Genomic DNA, 20,712 nt, shown 5'->3' on the forward strand with positions numbered 1-20,712 from the left:
CTATTATGTCAGGTCATTCGAAGTGGGCAAGTATAAAACATTCTAAAGGCAAGGCTGATAAGCAAAGATCTAAAATATTTTCTAAATTATCAAAAGAAATTAGTGTTGCTGCAAAATTAGGAGATAAAGATCCTGATATGAACCCAAGACTTAGATCTGCAATTCAAGCTGCAAAGTCAGCTAACATGCCAAAAGATAATATTGAGAGAGCAATCGCTAAATCATCTACTAATACTGAAACTAATTATGAAAATTTAAGATATGAAGGGTTTGGTCCAGATAAGATAGCTGTGATTGTAGAAGCGCTAACAGATAATAAAAATAGAACGGCTTCTAATATTAGATCTATATTTGTAAAAAGTGGTGGAAACTTAGGAACACAAGGTTCTGCGTCACATAATTTTAATCAAATGGGTATCATTAAGATTAATAAAAAAGAAATATCAGATGAACAAATTTTTGAATTAGCAATTGTATCTGGAGCAGATGAATGTATTTCTCATAATAATTATCACGAGATTCAATGTGCAATGAGTGAGATTTATACTGTAAAAAAAAACTTAGAGAAAATAATATTGAATTTTATTTCAACTGAAATTGAGTGGGTACCTCTAAATAATGTTGATGTTCCAAAAGATAGGGTAGAGACTGCGATTAATTTTTTAGAAACATTAGAGGATGATGATGATATTCAAAATGTTTACTCAAATATAAATTTTGGAGATAATTAATGCTAATAATTGGAATTGATCCTGGTATCTCAGGCTCTATTTGTTTTTTTGAAAATGGGAAAATAATTGATGTTGTGGAAATGCCAAGTATGGCGGAAGGCAAAAAAAATAAAAAACAGGTTAATGGTGCACAAATATATTATGAAATTTCTTTACGTATTAAAAATTTAAAAAAAGAAGAAATAAAAGTTGTAATAGAGCAAGTTTCGGCAATGCCTGGCCAAGGTGTAACGAGTATGTTTAATTTTGGTCAATCTTTTGGAATTTTAAAAGGCATATGCTCTGCGATGCAATTACCAATGTATTTTGTGAGACCTGCAAAATGGAAAAAATATTTTAATCTTATAAATTCTGAAAAAGATGCTAGCAGAACTAAAGCGATAGAAGTATTTCCTTATTTTTCATCACAATTGTTAAGAAAAAAGGACTCAAATAAAGCTGATGCAATATTGATTGCTAGTTTTTATTATGAAACTTATAAGTCAGAAGAGTAAATTAAGTCTAATAATGTCAAATTCATGACACATTTAAGTGTGAAATCATAATTATGGAAGCTGATATAACATCACAAGCAGTAGGACTTGCATCAAACACTGACTTCTCATTATGGAGCCTGTTTATAAGAGCAGATTTTATCGTAAAATCTGTAATACTCATGTTAATTGGATGCTCTATTTATTCATGGGCAATTATTATTGAAAAATTTAGATTGTTTAAAAGAATTAATCTAGAGTCTGAAGAGTTTGAGGAAAAATTTTGGAAATCAAAATCAGCAGAAAGTTTTTATAATAGTTTACCAGTTAACTTAGAAAATCCCATGGCTCTATTATTTAAAGATTCTATGCAAACTTTACTAAAAGCAAAAAACAAATCAAATCTTAATGACAGGATGAGTGGAATGCTTGAAGCTAATATAGAAAAGCAAATGGTAAAACTTGAAAAAGGTTTTACTTTTCTAGCAACAGTTGGGTCTACCGCTCCATTTATAGGGTTGTTTGGAACAGTCTGGGGAATAATGAATTCATTTCAGTCGATTGCAATTTCAAGAAATACAAGTTTGGCAATTGTAGCGCCAGGGATAGCCGAAGCCCTATTTGCAACTGCTCTTGGTCTTCTAGCAGCTATCCCAGCAGTTGTTGCTTATAACAAGTATAATAACGACTCAAAAAAATATTCACAAAAATTAGAAAATTTTTCTAAAAGATTTTTATCAATAATATAAAATGGCTTTTAAACTCAACCGTTCATCTAAAGAGCCTATGAGCGAAATTAATGTCACCCCCTTTGTAGATGTGATGCTAGTATTATTAATCATTTTTATGGTTACTGCACCACTACTAACAGTTGGAATACAAGTTGACCTACCAGAAAGTTCTGCAGATTCGTTACCTGAAGAATTAGAACCATTAACTTTATCCATTAATTCAAAAGGTGAAATATTTATTCAAGAATCTAAAGTTGAATATGACAAAATAATAGCAAAAATTTTGGCTGTATCAAAAAATAGAACTGATACAAGAATATATGTTCGAGGAGATAAATCTATAAACTATGGTAGAGTTTTAGAAATAATGGGAATGTTGTCTGGTTCTGGTTTTACTAAAGTTGCATTAATTTCAGAGCCATATAAGGAAAGGTGATTATATTGAATAGAAATGTTATTATTTCTTTTGGGCTTCATACTTTGCTTGTTATAATCACTGCAATGAGTTTACCGTTTCTTGCTAAAAAACCAATTGACCTGCCACCAATTATATCAGTTGAACTTATTCAAATTACAGACAAAACAAATATTCCTTTTGCTCCAAAAGCAAAAAAAATAATTGAAAAAGTTAAAGAAAAAGAAAAAAAATTAGTTTCTGAACAGGCCCCACCAAAAAAAATAAAAAAACAAAAACCAGATGCCATACCACTGCCTGATGACAAAATAGATAAAGTAGAAAAAATTAAAGACGAGAAACAAAATCCTAAAAAAGTAGAAACAGAAGTAAAACAAATTTCAGAGTTTGAAAAAAAAGAGTTATTTGACTCTAATAATATTGCAGCATTAATTGATAAATCTAAGGTAGAAAGTGCTGAAACAAACAAAAAACTAGATAAAATAACCCAAGATCAGGATAAAGATGCGGATATTTCAGCATTAACCTTGAGTGAGGAGGATGCCTTAAAGGCGCAAATATTTGGCTGTTGGAGTATTCCATTAGGATTACCATATAATGAAAATTTATTAGTTAGAATTAAGTTACAATTAAAACCAGATGGCTCTATTATAAAAACAGAGATTCTTGACCATGTTAGAATGAATAAACCTGGACAAGGATTTTACAAAGTGTTAGCTGAAAGTGCACTAAGAGCTATTAAACTTTGCCAACCTCTTAGAGTTCCAAGTAAAGGGTATGAGAGATGGAAAGAGTTACAGTTAAATTTTGATGCAAGAGAAATGCTAGAAGGATAAAATGATTTTAAGATACTTAATTATATTATTGATTTTATTACCCATTAAAGTTTTTGCAGTGATAGAAGTTGATATTACTAGGGGAAATTTGAATCCACTTCCCATTGCAATTTCTCCGCTATCCATAGATGAAAAATCAAAAATTAGTTTTAATAAAGTTTTAAAAAAAAAAAATATAGGAGCAGAAATATCAAAAATTGTTGAAAATAATTTAAAACAGTCTGGTTTATTTAATCCTCTTAACAAAGATGCATTTTTGCAAAAACCAGATATAGCAAATTTAAAACCAAGATTTGAAGATTGGAATTTAATAAAAGCTCAGGCCCTTGTAACGGGCAAGGTCACATTTGTAGATGAAAATTTAAGAGTGGAATTTAGATTGTGGGATGTCTTGGCTGGAAAAGAAATAATGGCTTTAGTTTTTACAACAGTACCAAGCAACTGGAGAAGAGTAGGACATATAATAACAGATAAAGTTTATGAACGTTTAACTGGCGAAAAAGGTTATTTTGATACTAGAATAATTTATATCTCTGAAGAAGGCCCAAAAACTAATAGAATAAAAAAATTAGCAATTATGGATCAAGATGGTTTTAATAATAAATTTTTAACACTTGGTAATGAGCTAGTTTTAACTCCAAGATTTAGTCCAACCAATCAAATGGTTACATATCTTTCATATTTTAAAAATTTACCTAGAGTTTATTTATTAGATATCGAAACTGGAATGCAAGAAGTAGTTGGAGATTTTCCAGGTATGACATTTGCACCTAGGTTTTCTCCAGATGGTAAAAAAATTATAATGAGTTTTGCTAAAGATGGAAACTCAGACATATATACAATGGACCTTGAAAATAGAATTGTTGAAAAAATTACAAATCATCCTTCAATTGATACATCTCCCTCTTATTCTCCTGATGGAAAATATATAACCTTTAATTCTGATAGAAGTGGTTACCAACAAATCTATATAATGAGTAGTAAAGGAAAGAATGTAAAAAGAATTTCATTTGGAAATGGTTTGTATGCAACGCCTGTATGGTCTCCTAGAGGTGATTTAATTGCTTTTACCAAACTACATAAAGGTAAGTTTTATATTGGAGTTATGAGGACCGATGGAACTGGTGAAAGGCTACTAACTGAAAATTTTTATCAAGAAGCCCCTTCTTGGTCTCCAAATGGAAGAGTATTAATTTTTTATAGAGAAACAAAGACAAATTCTAAAGGTGAAGGTTTTTCATCTAAATTATGGTCTATTGACCTTACAGGATATAATGAAAAGATGATTCAAACTGAAACAGACGCTTCTGACCCATCATGGTCATCATTATTAAGCAATTAATTGTTAAATTTCTTGATTTTTTAACTTGAAACATCTAATTAGTTGTGAAAAAGTAAGAACATCAATTAAGATTTAAGGAGCAATAATGAACTTAAGAAAAATTTTAAAAAATGGATTTTTAGTACTAATAGCTAGTTTAGTATTAACAGCTTGTGCAACTCAAAAGAAAGCAAGTGTAGGACAAATGCAATCAGACGTTTATACAGGAACTGATTCAGTTGAATACTTAGCATCTGGCGTACCGGATAGAGTTTTCTTTGCAACAAATGAAATAGTTTTAACAACTGCTTCAAGAGAGACTTTAAGAAAACAAGCAACCTGGTTAAGAAAAAACTCAGATATCAACATTGTATTAGAAGGACATGCTGATGAGAGAGGTACTAGAGAGTATAACTTAGCATTAGGGGAAAGAAGAGCTAATTCAGCAAAGGATTATTTAATGACTTATGGAATTTCTTCAGACAGAATATCAGTTTTAAGTTATGGTAAGGAAAAACCTGTAGATTCAGGATCTAACCCATTAGCTTGGTCAAAAAACAGAAGATCAGTTTCAGTTAAAGCTAATTAGTATATTAAATTATAAAAGACCCTATACACTTATGTGCATAGGGTCTTTTTTTTGCCATTATTATAATTACTAATCAAAATATTATGTTTGATTGTAAAAAGTTAATTAAGTTTAAGTTAACAATTATCTTTATTTTTTTTTCTAATATTGCATTATCAGATAATCATAATTTGAATGAAATTTTAGAGTTAATTCAAAAAGATCTAAATACATTAGAAAAAGCTGTTTATTCTGGATCAGTAAATACAGAAAACTCGAATAATCAATTAAGTTTTGATGAAAACTCAGAGGATGTTTTAACAAGGCATTTATTAAAGTTATCAGAAGTAGAGGTTCAATTTCAAGAACTCACTAATAAATTTGAAGAGATAAATTTTAAACTAGATAAGTTATCCAATAGACTTTCCAAGGTTCAAGCTGACAATCAGCTAAGATTTGAAGATATTGAAAATATCCTATCTTCAGGAGAGGTTGGTCAAAAATTAACATCTAAAACAAAAAAACAGCTAGAAAAAAAATTACCTGGCTCATCACAACCACAAGACTTAGGTTCAATTTCATATAAAGATACAGAGACTAATGAAACTACACAAAAAATAAAATCAATAGAATCCACATCATCAATAGTAACCGAAACATTTGAGGCAGAACAAAACATACTACCTAATGATACTCCTAAAAAGCAATATGAGTTTGCAACTAGTTTTTTAAAAGTAGGCGATTATAGCATGGCAGAGAGGGCTTTTAGGGAATTTGTATTATCCAATTCAGAACACAAGCTTGCAGGAAATGCTCAATATTGGTACGCTGAAACATTCAGAATTAGACAACTTTATACTGATGCGGCTTCGGCTTATCTTGAGGGATACCAAAAATACCCAAAAGGTGAGAAGGCTCCTATAAATTTATTAAAACTTGGTGTATCAATGGTTCAAATAGGAGAGAAAGAGCAAGGTTGTAAAATGATTATGGGAGTTGAAAAACAATATCCTAAAGCAAATCAATCTGTGCTTCAAAAAGCAAAGTATGAATCAAAAAAATTTGAGTGCTCAAAACAAAACTCATAAACAAATTCTTAGCTTTCTCAAAAATCGAAAAATTTCTGAAGTTTATAGTGAATTCTCTTCCTCTTTAAATGCTAGGGAAAATTTAGCTGTAGCAGTTTCAGGTGGACCTGATAGTTTGGCATTAGCTTACTTGGCAAAATGCTATTCAATAAAAAATAAAGTAACAGTTAAATTCTTTTTAGTCGATCATAAGCTCAGAACTGAGTCGACAAAAGAATCTGCTTCTGTAAAAAAAATTTTACAAAAAATTGGCATTACATGCAAAGTATTAAGTTGGAAAGGTAAAAAACCTATTAGAAATATCCAATCTTTAGCAAGAGAGGCAAGATACTCTTTACTATCAAAAGAATGTAAGAAAAATAATATTAAGCACTTATTGTTAGGACATCATTCAAATGATTTATTTGAAAATTTTTTAATTAGAGTGGTTAGAGGAAGTGGTCTAAATGGACTGGTATCTTTTAACAAAAGTGTAAAATATAAAGATGAAAATCTAAATATTTTAAGACCATTACTCAACTTAGAAAAAAATGATTTAATTAATATTTCTAAAGTAGTATTTAAGTATTTTATTAAAGATCCATCTAATATTAATAAGATATATAAAAGAACAAGAATTAGAACTTTATTAGAATCCCTTGAAAAAGAGGGATTAGATTTAAAAAAATTAAGATTGACCATTGATAATTTAAGAGACTCGGACAAATCAATAAAATTTTATGTTGAAAAAAATTTAAAATATAACTCTGTACATATTAAAAAAAAAGACACTTATATTTTAAATTATAATTTTTTTGATCAATCTCATGAAGTTGTTTTCAGATCTTTGACGTTAATTATTCAAAAAGTAGGAAAAAAATATTATCCTGTTAGAGGAAAAAGTATTAATGAGTTGATTAACCGAATAACCCTTAAGACATTTTCAAAAATAACCTTAGGTGGCTGTTTTGTTGAAAGCGTTAATGAGACCATATTAATAACAAGAGAAAACCTTAATAAAGTTAAAGTTTTGTAACAATTTGACACTTGTTTAATTAATAATAATTATTATCTTATAAGTATGAATATGAAAAATTTAGCTATGTGGGCTGTAATTGTTTTTTTAACAATAGGCCTTTATAATATGTTTAAGAACCCTCAAGCTAATGTAGGCAAAGGTAACTCTATTATATTTTCAGAATTTTTATCAGAAGTTGATAATGGTGGAGTTGTAAAAGTAGATATTCAGGGAAGCAAAATTAGAGGGGTGTTAGCTAATGGAAATACTTTTTCTACTTATTCACCAAATTATCCAAATTTAATTGAGAAGTTGTCTGAAAAAGGCGTAAGTATATCAGCTGCTCCTTTAGAGGATAAGATGCCTTCTTTGTTTGGTGTTTTATTATCGTGGTTTCCAATGTTATTATTAATTGCTGTTTGGATTTTTTTTATGAGACAGATGCAAGGTGGAAAAGGTGGAGCCATGGGCTTTGGAAAATCTAAGGCAAAAATGATGAATGAGTTAAAAGGTAAAGTTACCTTTGATGATGTTGCTGGAGTAGAAGAGGCTAAAGAAGAAGTGGAAGAAGTTGTTCAATTTTTAAAAGATCCTAAAAAATTTAGTAGACTTGGTGGAAAAATACCAAGAGGATGTTTGTTAGTTGGTCAACCAGGAACAGGTAAGACTTTACTTGCTAGAGCTATAGCTGGAGAAGCAGGAGTTCCTTTCTTTACTATATCGGGATCAGATTTTGTTGAAATGTTTGTGGGTGTTGGAGCTTCAAGAGTTAGAGATATGTTTGAGCAAGGTAAAAAAAATTCACCCTGCATTATCTTTATAGATGAGATAGATGCTGTTGGAAGAAGTAGGGGTGCAGGCCTTGGAGGAGGTAACGATGAAAGAGAACAGACTTTAAACCAACTGTTAGTAGAAATGGATGGTTTTGAAACCAATGAAGGGGTAATAATTATTGCCGCAACAAACAGACCTGATGTATTAGATCCAGCCCTATTAAGACCAGGTAGATTTGATAGACAGGTAGTAGTTGGACTTCCAGATATTATAGGCAGAGAAAAAATATTAAAAGTGCATGTAAAAAAAATTAAAATGGCTCCTGATGTAAATTTAAGAACAGTTGCAAGAGGAACTCCTGGCTTTTCAGGTGCAGACCTTGCAAACATAGTTAATGAAGCAGCATTACTTGCTGCAAGAAAAAATAAAAGAATTGTTACTCTTGTTGAATTTGAAGATGCTAGAGATAAAGTAATGATGGGTTCAGAAAGAAGATCCATGGTTATGACTGAGGAGGAAAAAACTTTAACTGCTTACCATGAGGCAGGTCATGCAATAGTAACTATTAATGAAGATGCAGCTCATCCAATTCATAAAGCAACAATTATTCCAAGAGGTCGAGCCTTAGGAATGGTTATGCAGCTTCCTGAAAGAGATCAGTTATCTCAAACAAGAGAACAGCTTCATGCTCAATTAGCTATAGCTATGGGTGGAAGAGTAGCAGAAGAAATCATATTTGGTGAAGATAAAGTTACAACCGGTGCATCTAGTGATATTGAGCAAGCGACTCAAAGAGCAAGATCCATGGTAATGCAAGCAGGCCTTAGCAAAGAATTGGGACCAGTTGCTTATGGCTCAAATGAAGAAGAGGTATTTTTAGGTAGATCTGTTGCTAGAACTCAAAATATGTCTGAAGAAACTTCAAAAAAAGTAGACGCAGAAATTAGAAAAATTGTAGATAAAGGTTATGAAAGAGCAAGAAAAGTTCTAACTGAAAAAATTGACGATCTTCATAAATTAGCTAAAGCTCTTTTAACATATGAAACACTTTCAGGTGAAGAAATAGAAAACCTGATAAATAAAAATATATATCCAAGCAATAAAGAAGATTTAAAAGTTGAAGATGAAGATAAAGGCTCAGCTTTAAGTTCAATGGGTCTTAAGCCAAAAATAGTTCATTAAAATTGAATGAAAAAATATTACACAAGAGTGTGTAATTTTGCTTATGGTAAATCTTCGATAGAACTAATTAGAAAAAAAAAAAATCTCCCACTAAACGGTAATAAGAAAATTTCATTTGGACAAATTGAAATCCTTACACGAAGTTCAATCGAAGTAATTGACCTTAAGGATATAAAAAAATTACCTAAATTACTAAAAGAAAAAATTAATAAAGATATTAAGATTATTGTTAAAAAAAATAAAAATTTTTCCAGTTTAAATTTTAATAAAATTCCTAATATAATGGGTATATTAAATTTAACGCCAGATAGTTTTTCTGATGGTGGAAAGTTTAACAAAAAGAACACAGGAATATCTCATGCAAGTAATTTATTTAAATCTGGAGCAGACATTATTGATGTTGGTGGAGAGTCAACGAGACCTGGATCTAAACCTGTCAGTAAAAAAGAAGAATGGAATAGAATAAAAGAAACATTAAAAGATGTTAATAAAAAAATTCCACTATCATTAGATACAAGAAAATCAGAAATTATGAATAAAGGGATTCAGTTAGGAGTTAAGCTTATAAATGATGTATCGGGGCTAAGTTATGACTCTGAAACAGTTAGTGTATTGAAAAAAAATAAAACTCCATTTGTAATTCAACATTCACAAGGTACACCAGAAAAAATGCAAAAAAATCCTAAATATAAAAATGAACTATTAGATATTTATGATTTCTTTGAACGAAAGATTAAATTTTTAATATCCATAGGTATAAAACACAATAATATCATGATTGATCCAGGGATTGGTTTTGGAAAAAATTTGAAACATAATATGAATTTAATTAGGAGTGTTTCTATTTTTCATACTCTCGGTTTTCCTATATTACTTGGGCTTTCTAGAAAAAGATTTATTAAGGATTTATCTGGAAAAAATGATAGCAAGGGAAGGTTAGGTGGAACAGTAGCCTCTTCCATGTATGCAATAATGCAAGGAGTTCAAGTTCTAAGAATTCATGACGTGAATGAATTAAGACAAAGTATAAAAGTATTTAAAGAATTAATAAAAAACTGATGACAAAAAAATATTTTGGGACAGATGGAATAAGAGGTGCCGTTAACAGTAAAAATATTAATGGAGACATGTTTTTTAAATTTGGTCTTGCAACAGGTACTTATTTTAAAACTCAAAAAAAAAAGAAACAAATCGCAATAATTGCTAAAGATACCAGACTATCAGGATATAGTTTGGAACCTGCGCTAGTATCAGGACTTACGTCAGCAGGTATGCACGTTTATACATTAGGCCCACTTCCAACCAATGGCTTAGCAATGTTAACAAAGACCATGAAAGCTAACATGGGAATTATGATTACAGCATCTCATAACCCATATCATGACAATGGGTTAAAGTTATTTGGACCTGATGGTTTAAAACTTTCAAATAAGATTGAAAAAAAAATTGAAACTTTAATTGATCAAAAAATTGAAAAGTCTTTATCTAAGCCAAAAAAATTAGGTCGTGTAAAAAGGTTAGAAACTGCAAATAAAGATTATATAAAAATTTTAAAAAGTAATTTACCAAAAGATTTTAACCTTAGAGGTTTAAGAATAGTGATTGATTGTGCAAATGGGGCTGGATATAAGGCTGGGCCTGAATTGTTAAAATCTTTAGGTGCCAAAGTATTTTCGATTGGAATAAACCCCAATGGTCTTAATATTAATAAAAATTGTGGTTCTACTTTTCCAAATAAAATTAGGTTAGCAGTAAAAAAATATAAAGCACACATAGGAATTTCGCTTGATGGAGATGCTGACAGAATTATTATGTGTGATGAAAAAGGTACTGTAATTGATGGAGATCAAATAATTGCTGCAATAGCAATGAGATGGAAAAGAAAAAAAATGTTAAGAGGAGGTGTGGTTGGAACTTTAATGTCTAACTATGGACTAGAAAAATTTTTTAAACTACATAATATAAAATTCTTAAGATCAAATGTAGGAGACCGTTTTGTAAAAGAGAAAATGCAAAAAAATAATTTTAATTTAGGTGGTGAACAATCTGGGCATATTATCTTAGGTAAATTTGCAACTACTGGAGATGGCTTATTAGTCGCTTTAGAAGTTTTATTTTCACTAAGAAAAGGAAAAAAAGCTAGTAGTTTTTTTAATACCTTTAAGAAAACTCTACAAATATTGGAAAATATTGAAGTTAAAGATAAAAATATAATTAAAAATATTGATATCAAGGATTCTATAAAATTAGCAGAAAAATTAATTAAAGGACAGGGTAGAATATTAGTTAGAAGCTCAGGAACGGAATCTAAAATTAGAGTAATGGGAGAGAGTGATAATAGTAGATTGCTTCAAAAATGTTTGAAAATTGTGTTAAAAAAAATTAAATAAATTGAAACCAAAATCTAAAATATTAGTTATTGCAGGATCAGACTCATCTGGTGGTGCTGGCATTCAAGCTGACATTAAAACTATCACTGCTTTAGGTTCGTATGCAATGACAGCAATAACAGCTGTTACAATCCAAAATACAACAGGTGTAAAATCAATAGTGCCAATTGATCCAAAAGAAATTTCTAATCAAATAGAATTTACCTCAAAAGACATTAAACCTGATGCTGTAAAAATTGGAATGTTACATTCTACAAAAGTAATAAAATCAGTAATTCACTCACTAAACCTTATTAAAGTTAAAAAAATAATTTTAGATCCTGTTATGGTTGCTAAAGGTGGTGCAAAACTTATTGATGATAAAGCAATTCAATTATTAAAAAATGAACTAATTAAAAAAGTTAGTTTAATAACTCCCAATATTCCAGAAGCTGAAATATTAACTAAAACTAAAATAAGAACAAAAGAAGATATGATTTTTGCTGCCAGTATATTGATCAAATTAGGCGCAAAAAATGTTTTTATAAAAGGTGGTCATTTAGAATCTAATATTGTCCAAGATATTTTTGTAAATAAAAATGAAATTTTTATTATAAAAAATAAAAAAATTACAACTAGGAATACACATGGTACTGGTTGTACTCTTTCTTCTGCTATTTCTACATTCTTTTCATGTGGAAAAACCCTAAAGAGATCTTGTGAGCTTGCAACTAAGTATGTACACAATTCAATAAATTCAAACCTTAAATTTGGTAAAGGTCACGGACCTATCAACCATTTAAGTTCAGTAACAATAGAAAAAAAATTTAGATAATGAAAAATGTTGTAGTTGTTGGATCTCAGTGGGGTGACGAAGGAAAGGGTAAAATAGTTGATTGGTTATCTGACCAAGCAGATGTCGTTATCCGTTTTCAAGGAGGACACAATGCAGGACATACATTAGTAATTGATAGAATAACTTATAAACTAAGATTACTTCCTTCTGGAATTGTAAGAAAAAATAAAATTTCTATTATAGGAAATGGAGTTGTTGTTGACCCTTGGGCACTATTAGAGGAAATAGAAGAAATTAGATCTAAGGGTGTTGAGGTTAATGTGGATAATTTTATAATTTCAGAATCTGCAAATCTTATTTTGCCATTTCATAGAGAGATGGATGAAATAAGAGAAGATGCTGCTGGAAAAGGAAAAATTGGAACAACAAGAAGAGGAATTGGACCAGCCTATGAAGATAAAGTAGGAAGAAGATCAATCCGTGTTATGGATTTAAGATCTGAGACCAATCTAGATCACAGGTTAGAAACAGTACTTCTTCATCATAATGCAATTAGAAAAGGGTTGGGTAAAAAAATTTTTGAAAAAGATAAACTTAAAGAAGAACTTTTAAAGATTGCTCCAGAAATATTAAAGTTTTCTCAACCTGTTTGGCTTAGAATTGATGAATTTAAAAAACAAAAAAAAAGAATATTATTTGAAGGTGCGCAAGGAATACTACTTGATGTAGATCATGGAACGTACCCTTTTGTAACATCATCCAATACTGTTGCATCTGCCGCTGCTACAGGAACTGGTTGTGGTCCTAACTCCATTCATTATGTTCTTGGAATAACAAAAGCCTATACTACCAGAGTTGGTGAAGGACCTTTTCCAACTGAGTTAACAGATGATATTGGAGAATTGCTTGGTTCTAGAGGAAAGGAATTTGGTACTGTCACTAGTAGAAAAAGAAGATGTGGTTGGTTTGATGGTGTTTTGGTTAGACAAACAATTAAAATTTCAGGCATAGATGGAATAGCGTTAACTAAATTAGATGTGTTAGATGAATTAGATGAAATTAAAATGTGTGTTGAATATGAACTTGATGGAAAGAAAATGGATTATCTACCAGCTGCAGTTGAAGATCAACTAAAAATAAAACCAATTTATAAAACTTTCCCTGGCTGGAAAAGTCCCACTCAAGGGATCAAAAATATAGAGGCATTGCCAGAAAATGCAAAAAATTACATTTATGCTCTAGAAGATTTTATAGGCACAAAGGTTTCAAGCATTTCTACAAGTCCAGAACGTGAAGATACAATTCTTATAGAAAATCCGTTTGAAGTTTAGTTTAAGGGAAGTAAATTTTTTGATTTAGCAGATAAAAGCATATGTTTTTGAATTTTTTCAAAAGCTTTATTTTCTATTTGTCTAACCCTTTCTCTGCTGATTTTATATTTTTTACTTAAATCCTCTAAAGTAGTAGGTTCATCATTTAATCTTCTAGAGTAAAGAATCTCTCTTTCTCTATCATTAAGAATTTTTATAGAATCTTTTAATAGGCTTTGTCTTTGTATCATCTCTTCTTGATGTGCAAATTTAAGATCATGATCTAGTTCTTTATCAACTAACCAGTCTTGCCACTCATCACCATCCTCACCAATTTGTGCATTTAAAGAAAACTCTTTCCCAGAAAGTCGTCTATTCATTGAAATGACTTCATTCTCACTAACATCTAACTTATTAGCTATTTCATTTACATGCTCAGGCCTTAAATCACCTTCAGACTGAGGGGCAATTTGATTTTTAATCTTTTTTAAATTAAAAAATAACTTTTTTTGAGCAGTTGTTGTTCCTATTTTTACTAAACTCCAAGATCTCAATATGTATTCTTGAATAGAAGCTCTAATCCACCACATTGCATAAGTTGCTAGCCTAAAACCTTTTTCAGGTTCAAATTTTTTTACTGCTTGCATCAAGCCCACATTTCCCTCAGAAATCATTTCATTAACTGGCAGGCCATACCCTCTATAACCCATTGCAATTTTAGCAACTAGTCTAAGGTGGCTGGTTACAAGTTTTTCAGCAGCTTTAACGTTTCCTGTTGTTTTCCAATTCTTCGCTAGCATATATTCTTCTTCTGCTGCCAGCATTGGAAATTTTTTAATCTGCTCAAGATAAGCTGATAGTCCGCCTTCGTTTGAAAGCGATGGAAGATTACTGTTCATAGTAGTATTCATAAGTTGTATTTATTTAATTAACTATAATATTATTTCAAGGCTTTATTTGCCAGTATTTCTTAGCAATAATAGAATATTTTCAAGTTCTTGTGGCAAAATTGAGGTAAAAATCATCTCTTCATTAGTTTTTGGATGAATGAAACCTAGCATTTGAGCATGAAGAAATTGTCTATCCAATTTATAAATTAAGCTTTCTAGACTGGTGTCTATATTTTTAAGTTTTTTATATTTTTTTTTATATTTACCGTCTCCCATAATACTGTTGCCCATATGAGTCATATGAACTCTTATTTGGTGCGTTCTTCCCGTTTCCAATCTACACTCAACTAAACTTAATGTGGGAGTTTTATCATTTTCAAAAATTTCTATAGTCTTATAATTCGTTATTGCCCTTCTACCTTTGGAGCTACTAATCTCCATCATTTGTCTATTTTTTGAACTTCTTGTTATAAAAGTGTCAATTTTTCCAGATGATGGTCTGAGTTTTCCCCATATTAAAAGTTGATAAACCCTTGTAATTGTATGCTCACTAAATTGATGAGATAAATTTTCATGTGTTATATTATTTTTTGCAATTACTATTAATCCAGAGGTATCTTTATCTATTCTATGCACGATACCTGGTCTTAATTCATCTCCAATTGTAGATAATGAGTTTTTATTATAGTGTATTAAGGCATTAACAATCGTTTTATCATAATTACCAGCTCCAGGATGCATGATAATTCCAGCTGGTTTATTAATTACCAATAAATCATCATCTTCATAAATAATTTCTAATTTAAAATTATAAGGTTTTAAAGAAGCTTCTTTTGGTTCTGGAATATGAAGTTCGATTTTATCACCTGTGGAGATTTTTTTTGAAGGACTATTAATTATTGCATCATTTAATTTTAATTTTTCTTTTAGAATTAAATTTTTGATTCTAGTTCTGCTAATTAACTTCTCTCTTTTGTTAATGAATACATCAAGCCTGAGATTATTTTCACTTTCTTCAACTATTAAATTAATGTTTTTTTCCATAAAATGTAATATTAATACTATATGCGCTTGTAGCTCAACTGGATAGAGTGCCTGACTTCGAATCAGGAGGTTCTAGGTTCGACTCCTAGCAGGCGCACCACCATTAAACTAGATATTTAATACATAGATGCTCTTTGTAATCTATCATTTATAGCTTTACCCAATCCTTTGTTAGGAATTTTTTCTACTGCGATCGATTTATAACCTTTATTTTTTATTTTTCTTAAACAAGAATATAAATTTTTTGCAGCCTCATTTAAATCATTTTTAAAACTTAAGTGAAAATAATTTTTTGATTTATTCTTTCTCTTTTTAATTATTATAAATGCTTCATCATTTTTTGGTTTTATTATATTCATTTTCAGAGGAATGCCTGGAGAGTAGTGTAGAAGAGACTGGCCTGGTGCGACTTTCCTTTTAGGGTTGATAGCTAAATTTAATTTTAATTTTAATATTTTTTGAATCTTTGAGACATCTAAACCACCCAATCTTAATATAGTGGGCTTACCTATAAGGTTAATAATAGTAGATTCGATACCAATATTACATACCCCTCCATCTAAAATGTATTTAATTTTATTACCAAATTCATCTTTAACATCATTTTTTTTAACCGCACTTACTCTTGAAGATCTATTTGCACTTGGTGCTGCTAGTGGATAATCTAATTGTTTTAGTAAATTTTTAAGCAAAGGATGTTTTGGAAATCTTACTGCTAAACTTTTTTGATTATTAGTAACATATTTCGAAATTTTAGAAAATTTCTTTAATTTTAGAACGTATGTTATTGGGCCAGGAGAAAATTTTTTATACAATTTGATGAAATTATCATTAATTAAACAATCTTTTTTTAGAGAATCAATGTCATTATAATGAACAATTAGTGGGTTATTTTTAGGTCTTTTTTTTAAATCAAAAATCTTTTTTACTGCTAAATCTATGTAAGCATTGGCTGCTAAGCCATAAACAGTTTCAGTTGGGACGCCTATACAGTAATTTTTATTAAGGTATTTTTTTGCTTTTTTGATATTTGATTGATTAGATTTCATGTATTAATAATTATTATTATATGAAAGATAAAAATTTACCACTTGATAATAACTCACAATCACTTGATGAGTTAACAAAAAAAGCAAATAATATTATTGAATTCCTAGAAGAAGAAAAAAATCTCCAGAATTCAATTGATTCTTATCAAGAGCTTTTAAACTTAAATAATATTATTCAAAAAAAATTTCACAAAACCACAAAGATAATTAACGAAGAAACAAAGAAAAAAATTAATAATATAACTTCAAAAAAAAATGAAAAGTAAACTTGTTAGACTAGCAAAAGATACTAATTTTTTTTTAAAAAAATTTATTAAAAAACAAAAAAAAACAGAATTAGTTATAGCCATGAAGTATGGTTTATTTCCAGGTGGTAAAAAAATTAGATCAAAAATTTTATTAGACATAGGAGCTATATTTAAAATTAGATATAAAACATTAATTGCTGTGGGTGCTGCAGTAGAGTGTATTCATGCTTATTCTCTCATTCATGATGATTTGCCCTGTATGGATAATGACAAGTTGAGAAGAGGAAAGCCTTCTACACATATTAAATTTGGAGAATCTACCGCAGTGTTAGCTGGAAACTCACTTCTAACAATGGCGTTTGAAATTTTAACTAGTTCAAACTTAAAAATTAATGAAAAAACAAAAGTAGATTTAGTTCAAAAATTATCAGAATCTTCTGGACATCTGGGAATTGCAGGCGGTCAGTATTTAGACCTAAGCTATGAAAAGAAAAAAATACCTAGAAGTAAAATCATAGATATGGAAATAAAAAAAACGGGAAAGTTATTTAGTTTTTGTTGTGCTGTGCCAGCAATTATTAAAAAGAAAAATAAAAAAGACATAAAGTTTTTTGAAAGTATTGGGTCAAGTATTGGTCTCTTATTTCAAATAGCAGATGACCTTATTGATTTCAAGGGCTCTTCTAAAATTGCTGGAAAAATAACAGGTAAAGATAAGAAAAAAGGTAAAGCAACTTTAATCAGTTTACTGGGGTATCAAAATGCTATTAAGTATGGTGATAAAATTAAATTTAAAATAATTAAAGATTTAAAAAAGCGTAAATTAAACCCTAATAATTTGAACGAAACTTTAGAATATATTTTAACAAGAAATAAATGACACACGATTATAAATTTTTAAAAAATATAAGTTTTCCTTCTGACCTAAGAAAGCTATCTGAAAATAACCTTCAAGAGTTGTCTAATGAAGTTAGAGCGGAAATGATTAATGCTGTTTCTGAAACAGGTGGACATTTAGGTGCGGGTTTGGGTGTTGTTGAGTTAACAGTTGCCTTGCATTATATATTTGACACTCCTAATGATAAATTAATTTGGGATGTTGGCCATCAAACATATCCTCACAAAATTCTAACGGGTAGGAAATCAAAAATTAAAACTTTAAGGCAGGGCAATGGATTATCTGGGTTTACTAAAAGATCTGAAAGTGAATATGATCCATTTGGTGCGGCACATAGCTCAACCTCTATATCCTCTGCCTTAGGAATAGCTGAAGCAAACAAGCTTTCCAATAAATCAAACAATGTAATTGCTGTTATTGGAGATGGTGCAATTAGTGCAGGGATGGCCTATGAGGCAATGAATAACGCAGGTGCTTCAAAAACTAAAATGATTGTCATTTTAAATGATAATGACATGTCAATTGCTAAGCCTGTAGGTGCTATGAGAACTTATTTAGCAAAACTTTTAACAGGAAAAGTTTATTTTAATTTAAGAGAAACATTTAAATTAATTACCTCAGCTTTTTCTAAAAGATTCAGTGCAAGAGCTGGAAAAGCTGAAGATTTTTTACGTTCAGCTGTAACTGGTGGTACTCTTTTTAATTCTTTAGGATTTTATTATGTTGGTCCAATTGATGGACATGATCTGACAACTCTTTTGCCAATTTTAAAAAATGCAAGAGATTCTAAACACCAAGGCCCAATTATGATTCATATTAAAACACAAAAAGGAAAAGGTTATTCGCATGCTGAAAAGGCAACTGATCATTATCATGGTGTTTCAAAATTTGATGTTGTAACTGGAGAGCAGGTAAAAAGTGGAACTAATCTACCAGCCTATACAAAAGTTTTTGCAAATACTTTGGTTAAACATGCAGAAAGAGATAGTAAAATTGTAGGAGTTACAGCTGCAATGCCAGGTGGAACAGGTATGGATATTTTTGCTAAAGAGTTTCCGAAAAGAATGTTTGATGTTGGGATAGCTGAACAACACGGAGTTACTTTTGCTGCAGGATTAGCTACAGAAGGCTATAAACCCTATGTTGCAATTTATTCAACTTTTCTACAAAGAGCATATGATCAAGTGGTCCATGATGTTGCTATTCAAAGTTTACCTGTGAGGTTCATAATTGATAGAGCAGGTTTGGTTGGCGCTGATGGATCAACTCACGCAGGTTCATTTGATATTACTTATCTCTCTACCCTTCCAAATTTTATAGTTATGGCTCCAAGTGATGAATCAGAACTAGTTAAAATGATCAATACTTCGATGAATATTAATAACAAACCAAGTGCTATTAGATACCCAAGAGGTAATGGAATTGGATTGGAATTACCATCCATAGATGAGAAAGTAGAGATAGGAAAAGGGAGAATTATTCAAGAAGGAAAACAAGTTTGTATTTTAAGTATTGGAACAAGATTAGAAGAATGTAAAATTGCAGCTGAAGAATTAAAAAATAAAGGAATTCAATCAACAATAGTTGATGCAAGGTTTGCTAAACCTTTGGATCAAGAGCTTATTTTAAAGTGTGCCAGAGAACATGAGGTAATGATTACTGTAGAAGAGGGTTCTATAGGAGGTTTTGGCTCTCATGTAGAAAATCTATTATCAGAAAAAGGTATATTTGATAAAGGTTTAAAATTTAGATCTATGACATTACCCGATATTTTCATCGAACAGGATAACCCAAAAAAAATGTATGACGTTGCAGGCCTTAATGCGTCTCAAATTTCAAAAAAAATATTAGATATTTTATTTACAAAAGATTCTATTAAAGTAGTTAAAAATTAAATTTAAAATATTAGCTACACTGAGCTTTGTTCATTAAGTAATGATCTAATAAAACACAATTTATCATTGCTTCACCTACAGGAACTGCACGAATGCCAACACAAGGATCGTGTCTACCTTTAACAGAGATGGTGGTATTTTTCCCAAACTTATCTATAGTTTTTCGAGTAGTCAATATGGATGATGTCGGCTTAACTGCAAATGAGACAACAATTTCTTGTCCTGTAGAAATTCCACCAAGTATTCCACCAGCATTATTAGAATTAAATTTCAATTTTTTATCTTTTTGTGAAATTTCATCTGAGTTTTGTTCTCCACTTAATTGTGCAGAGTTCATGCCTGAACCAATATTAACTCCTTTAACGGCATTGATACTCATCATTGCAGAAGCAATATCCATATCTAATTTAGAATAAATTGGAGCACCTAAACCAACAGGAATTCCTCTAGCTCTTACTTCAATTACTGCACCACAAGATGATCCAGATTTTCTTACATCTAACAAGTATTTTTCCCAAAGTTTTAGTATATTCTTATCTGGACAAAAAAATGGGTTTTTATTAATTATTTGGTCATTCCATTTAGTAGTATCACATCCCAATATTCCTAATTGAATAACTGCACCTACGACTTTAAATTTTTTACCTAACTTATTTTCTAGAACTTTCTTAGCAATTGCACCTGCGGCAACTCTTGCAGCTGTTTCTCTTGCAGAAGATCTTCCACCACCTCTATAATCTCTTATTCCATATTTTTTAAAATATGTGAAATCAGCATGTCCAGGTCGAAACTTATCTTTGATATCTCCATAATCTTTTGATCTCATATCTTGATTGTAAATAATCAAAGAAATAGGTGTTCCAGTTGTTTTACCTTCAAACACTCCTGATAAAATTTGAACTTTATCATCTTCTTTTCTTTGTGTTGTGAATTTTGACTGTCCAGGCTTTCTTTTGTCTAACTCGACTTGAATATCTTGTTCTTTTAAGTTTATATTGGGTGGACAGCCATCAACAACACAACCTAAAGCTGGACCATGAGATTCTCCCCAAGTTGTGAAACGAAATTGCTTTCCAAAAGTATTAAATGACATTATC

Annotated in this window: 21 protein-coding genes and 1 tRNA gene; 18 read left to right on the forward strand and 4 right to left on the reverse strand. The window is 30.3% G+C overall.

Going from position 1 to position 20,712, the window contains the following annotated elements; translation table 11 throughout:
• Positions 1 to 5: 5 nt before the first annotated feature.
• The 14 genes from ABXT47_RS00905 to ABXT47_RS00970 all read left to right on the forward strand — a co-directional run bounded on the left by ABXT47_RS00905 (position 6) and on the right by ABXT47_RS00970 (position 13,612).
• Positions 6 to 731, forward strand: a complete 726-nt coding sequence (locus tag ABXT47_RS00905; protein ID WP_415308712.1) for a YebC/PmpR family DNA-binding transcriptional regulator — start codon at positions 6 to 8, stop codon at positions 729 to 731.
• Positions 731 to 1,225: a crossover junction endodeoxyribonuclease gene (locus tag ABXT47_RS00910; protein WP_415308713.1), complete on the forward strand. Its 495-nt coding sequence runs from the start codon at positions 731 to 733 to the stop codon at positions 1,223 to 1,225. The genes ABXT47_RS00905 and ABXT47_RS00910 overlap by 1 nt, the downstream gene beginning before the upstream one ends.
• A gap of 53 nt (positions 1,226 to 1,278) precedes the next feature.
• The gene (gene tolQ / locus ABXT47_RS00915; RefSeq protein ID WP_415308715.1) at positions 1,279 to 1,953 is read left to right on the forward strand and encodes a protein TolQ; all 675 of its coding nucleotides are present in this window, start codon (positions 1,279 to 1,281) and stop codon (positions 1,951 to 1,953) included.
• A gap of 1 nt (position 1,954) precedes the next feature.
• Positions 1,955 to 2,371, forward strand: coding sequence for a protein TolR (gene tolR / locus ABXT47_RS00920; RefSeq protein WP_168606651.1), 417 nt, complete (start codon positions 1,955 to 1,957; stop codon positions 2,369 to 2,371).
• 5 nt (positions 2,372 to 2,376) lie between these two features.
• Positions 2,377 to 3,186, forward strand: a complete 810-nt coding sequence (locus tag ABXT47_RS00925) for a cell envelope biogenesis protein TolA (RefSeq protein WP_415308717.1) — start codon at positions 2,377 to 2,379, stop codon at positions 3,184 to 3,186.
• A gap of 1 nt (position 3,187) precedes the next feature.
• The gene (tolB, locus tag ABXT47_RS00930) at positions 3,188 to 4,528 is read left to right on the forward strand and encodes a Tol-Pal system beta propeller repeat protein TolB (RefSeq protein ID WP_415308719.1); all 1,341 of its coding nucleotides are present in this window, start codon (positions 3,188 to 3,190) and stop codon (positions 4,526 to 4,528) included.
• A gap of 85 nt (positions 4,529 to 4,613) precedes the next feature.
• Positions 4,614 to 5,096, forward strand: a complete 483-nt coding sequence (pal, locus tag ABXT47_RS00935) for a peptidoglycan-associated lipoprotein Pal (RefSeq protein ID WP_415308721.1) — start codon at positions 4,614 to 4,616, stop codon at positions 5,094 to 5,096.
• An 83-nt stretch (positions 5,097 to 5,179) separates the two neighbouring features.
• Positions 5,180 to 6,163, forward strand: coding sequence for a tol-pal system protein YbgF (gene ybgF, locus ABXT47_RS00940; RefSeq protein WP_415308723.1), 984 nt, complete (start codon positions 5,180 to 5,182; stop codon positions 6,161 to 6,163).
• The gene (gene tilS, locus ABXT47_RS00945) at positions 6,123 to 7,178 is read left to right on the forward strand and encodes a tRNA lysidine(34) synthetase TilS (RefSeq protein ID WP_415308725.1); all 1,056 of its coding nucleotides are present in this window, start codon (positions 6,123 to 6,125) and stop codon (positions 7,176 to 7,178) included. The genes ybgF and tilS overlap by 41 nt, the downstream gene beginning before the upstream one ends.
• A gap of 51 nt (positions 7,179 to 7,229) precedes the next feature.
• Complete coding sequence (gene ftsH, locus ABXT47_RS00950) at positions 7,230 to 9,116, forward strand: ATP-dependent zinc metalloprotease FtsH (protein ID WP_415308727.1); 1,887 nt, start codon at positions 7,230 to 7,232, stop codon at positions 9,114 to 9,116.
• A 6-nt stretch (positions 9,117 to 9,122) separates the two neighbouring features.
• Positions 9,123 to 10,175: a dihydropteroate synthase gene (gene folP / locus ABXT47_RS00955; protein WP_415308729.1), complete on the forward strand. Its 1,053-nt coding sequence runs from the start codon at positions 9,123 to 9,125 to the stop codon at positions 10,173 to 10,175.
• Positions 10,175 to 11,506, forward strand: coding sequence for a phosphoglucosamine mutase (glmM, locus tag ABXT47_RS00960; protein WP_415308731.1), 1,332 nt, complete (start codon positions 10,175 to 10,177; stop codon positions 11,504 to 11,506). The genes folP and glmM overlap by 1 nt, the downstream gene beginning before the upstream one ends.
• Position 11,507: 1 nt before the next feature.
• Positions 11,508 to 12,320: a bifunctional hydroxymethylpyrimidine kinase/phosphomethylpyrimidine kinase gene (gene thiD / locus ABXT47_RS00965; RefSeq protein WP_415308733.1), complete on the forward strand. Its 813-nt coding sequence runs from the start codon at positions 11,508 to 11,510 to the stop codon at positions 12,318 to 12,320.
• A complete protein-coding gene (locus ABXT47_RS00970) occupies positions 12,320 to 13,612 on the forward strand; it encodes an adenylosuccinate synthase (RefSeq protein ID WP_415308734.1) in 1,293 nt (430 codons plus the stop codon). Before thiD ends, ABXT47_RS00970 begins: the two co-directional genes overlap by 1 nt.
• Here ABXT47_RS00970 and rpoH read toward each other — a convergent pair.
• Positions 13,609 to 14,490 (reverse strand): RNA polymerase sigma factor RpoH, encoded by an 882-nt coding sequence (gene rpoH, locus ABXT47_RS00975; RefSeq protein WP_415309358.1) that lies wholly within the window; start codon positions 14,488 to 14,490, stop codon positions 13,609 to 13,611. The genes ABXT47_RS00970 and rpoH overlap by 4 nt on opposite strands.
• Before the next feature lie 54 nt (positions 14,491 to 14,544).
• Positions 14,545 to 15,525: an RluA family pseudouridine synthase gene (locus tag ABXT47_RS00980; RefSeq protein WP_415308736.1), complete on the reverse strand. Its 981-nt coding sequence runs from the start codon at positions 15,523 to 15,525 to the stop codon at positions 14,545 to 14,547.
• 23 nt (positions 15,526 to 15,548) lie between these two features.
• On the opposite strand from ABXT47_RS00980, the gene ABXT47_RS00985 reads away from it, so the two are divergent.
• Positions 15,549 to 15,625 (forward strand) — tRNA-Arg (locus ABXT47_RS00985).
• A gap of 16 nt (positions 15,626 to 15,641) precedes the next feature.
• Here ABXT47_RS00985 and ABXT47_RS00990 read toward each other — a convergent pair.
• Positions 15,642 to 16,574 carry an L-threonylcarbamoyladenylate synthase gene (locus ABXT47_RS00990; protein ID WP_415308738.1) on the reverse strand — a complete coding sequence of 311 codons (933 nt, stop codon included), beginning with the start codon at positions 16,572 to 16,574 and terminating at the stop codon, positions 15,642 to 15,644.
• Between the two features lie 20 nt (positions 16,575 to 16,594).
• Here ABXT47_RS00990 and ABXT47_RS00995 point away from each other — a divergent pair, with 20 nt between their 5' ends.
• Genes ABXT47_RS00995 through dxs form a run of 3 tightly spaced genes read left to right on the forward strand, consistent with a single transcriptional unit; the run spans position 16,595 to position 19,615 of the window.
• Positions 16,595 to 16,840, forward strand: coding sequence for an exonuclease VII small subunit (locus ABXT47_RS00995; RefSeq protein WP_415308740.1), 246 nt, complete (start codon positions 16,595 to 16,597; stop codon positions 16,838 to 16,840).
• Positions 16,830 to 17,702 carry a polyprenyl synthetase family protein gene (locus tag ABXT47_RS01000; RefSeq protein ID WP_415308742.1) on the forward strand — a complete coding sequence of 291 codons (873 nt, stop codon included), beginning with the start codon at positions 16,830 to 16,832 and terminating at the stop codon, positions 17,700 to 17,702. The genes ABXT47_RS00995 and ABXT47_RS01000 overlap by 11 nt, the downstream gene beginning before the upstream one ends.
• Positions 17,699 to 19,615, forward strand: coding sequence for a 1-deoxy-D-xylulose-5-phosphate synthase (gene dxs / locus ABXT47_RS01005; protein ID WP_415308744.1), 1,917 nt, complete (start codon positions 17,699 to 17,701; stop codon positions 19,613 to 19,615). The genes ABXT47_RS01000 and dxs overlap by 4 nt, the downstream gene beginning before the upstream one ends.
• A gap of 10 nt (positions 19,616 to 19,625) precedes the next feature.
• Here the strand turns inward: dxs and aroC are convergent, their stop codons facing one another.
• Positions 19,626 to 20,708, reverse strand: a complete 1,083-nt coding sequence (aroC, locus tag ABXT47_RS01010; protein WP_415308746.1) for a chorismate synthase — start codon at positions 20,706 to 20,708, stop codon at positions 19,626 to 19,628.
• Between the last annotated feature and the right edge of the window lie 4 nt (positions 20,709 to 20,712).

The sequence above is a fragment of the Candidatus Pelagibacter sp. Uisw_099_02 genome (genome assembly GCF_047727625.1).
GTDB lineage: Bacteria > Pseudomonadota > Alphaproteobacteria > Pelagibacterales > Pelagibacteraceae > Pelagibacter.

Bases quoted from the DNA above. Each gene is read 5' to 3' on its own strand.
- rpoH (WP_415309358.1), bottom strand. From the start codon at position 14,490: ATGAACAGTAATCTTCCATCGCTTTCAAACGAAGGCGGACTATCAGCT.
- ABXT47_RS00990 (WP_415308738.1), bottom strand. From the start codon at position 16,574: ATGAAATCTAATCAATCAAATATCAAAAAAGCAAAAAAATACCTTAAT.
- dxs (WP_415308744.1), top strand. From the start codon at position 17,699: ATGACACACGATTATAAATTTTTAAAAAATATAAGTTTTCCTTCTGAC.
- tolQ (WP_415308715.1), top strand. From the start codon at position 1,279: ATGGAAGCTGATATAACATCACAAGCAGTAGGACTTGCATCAAACACT.
- ABXT47_RS01000 (WP_415308742.1), top strand. From the start codon at position 16,830: ATGAAAAGTAAACTTGTTAGACTAGCAAAAGATACTAATTTTTTTTTA.
- ABXT47_RS00910 (WP_415308713.1), top strand. From the start codon at position 731: ATGCTAATAATTGGAATTGATCCTGGTATCTCAGGCTCTATTTGTTTT.
- ABXT47_RS00980 (WP_415308736.1), bottom strand. From the start codon at position 15,525: ATGGAAAAAAACATTAATTTAATAGTTGAAGAAAGTGAAAATAATCTC.
- tolB (WP_415308719.1), top strand. From the start codon at position 3,188: ATGATTTTAAGATACTTAATTATATTATTGATTTTATTACCCATTAAA.
- ABXT47_RS00995 (WP_415308740.1), top strand. From the start codon at position 16,595: ATGAAAGATAAAAATTTACCACTTGATAATAACTCACAATCACTTGAT.
- ftsH (WP_415308727.1), top strand. From the start codon at position 7,230: ATGAAAAATTTAGCTATGTGGGCTGTAATTGTTTTTTTAACAATAGGC.
- pal (WP_415308721.1), top strand. From the start codon at position 4,614: ATGAACTTAAGAAAAATTTTAAAAAATGGATTTTTAGTACTAATAGCT.
- tolR (WP_168606651.1), top strand. From the start codon at position 1,955: ATGGCTTTTAAACTCAACCGTTCATCTAAAGAGCCTATGAGCGAAATT.
- folP (WP_415308729.1), top strand. From the start codon at position 9,123: ATGAAAAAATATTACACAAGAGTGTGTAATTTTGCTTATGGTAAATCT.
- ybgF (WP_415308723.1), top strand. From the start codon at position 5,180: ATGTTTGATTGTAAAAAGTTAATTAAGTTTAAGTTAACAATTATCTTT.
- ABXT47_RS00905 (WP_415308712.1), top strand. From the start codon at position 6: ATGTCAGGTCATTCGAAGTGGGCAAGTATAAAACATTCTAAAGGCAAG.
- aroC (WP_415308746.1), bottom strand. From the start codon at position 20,708: ATGTCATTTAATACTTTTGGAAAGCAATTTCGTTTCACAACTTGGGGA.
- glmM (WP_415308731.1), top strand. From the start codon at position 10,175: ATGACAAAAAAATATTTTGGGACAGATGGAATAAGAGGTGCCGTTAAC.
- tilS (WP_415308725.1), top strand. From the start codon at position 6,123: ATGAATCAAAAAAATTTGAGTGCTCAAAACAAAACTCATAAACAAATT.
- ABXT47_RS00970 (WP_415308734.1), top strand. From the start codon at position 12,320: ATGAAAAATGTTGTAGTTGTTGGATCTCAGTGGGGTGACGAAGGAAAG.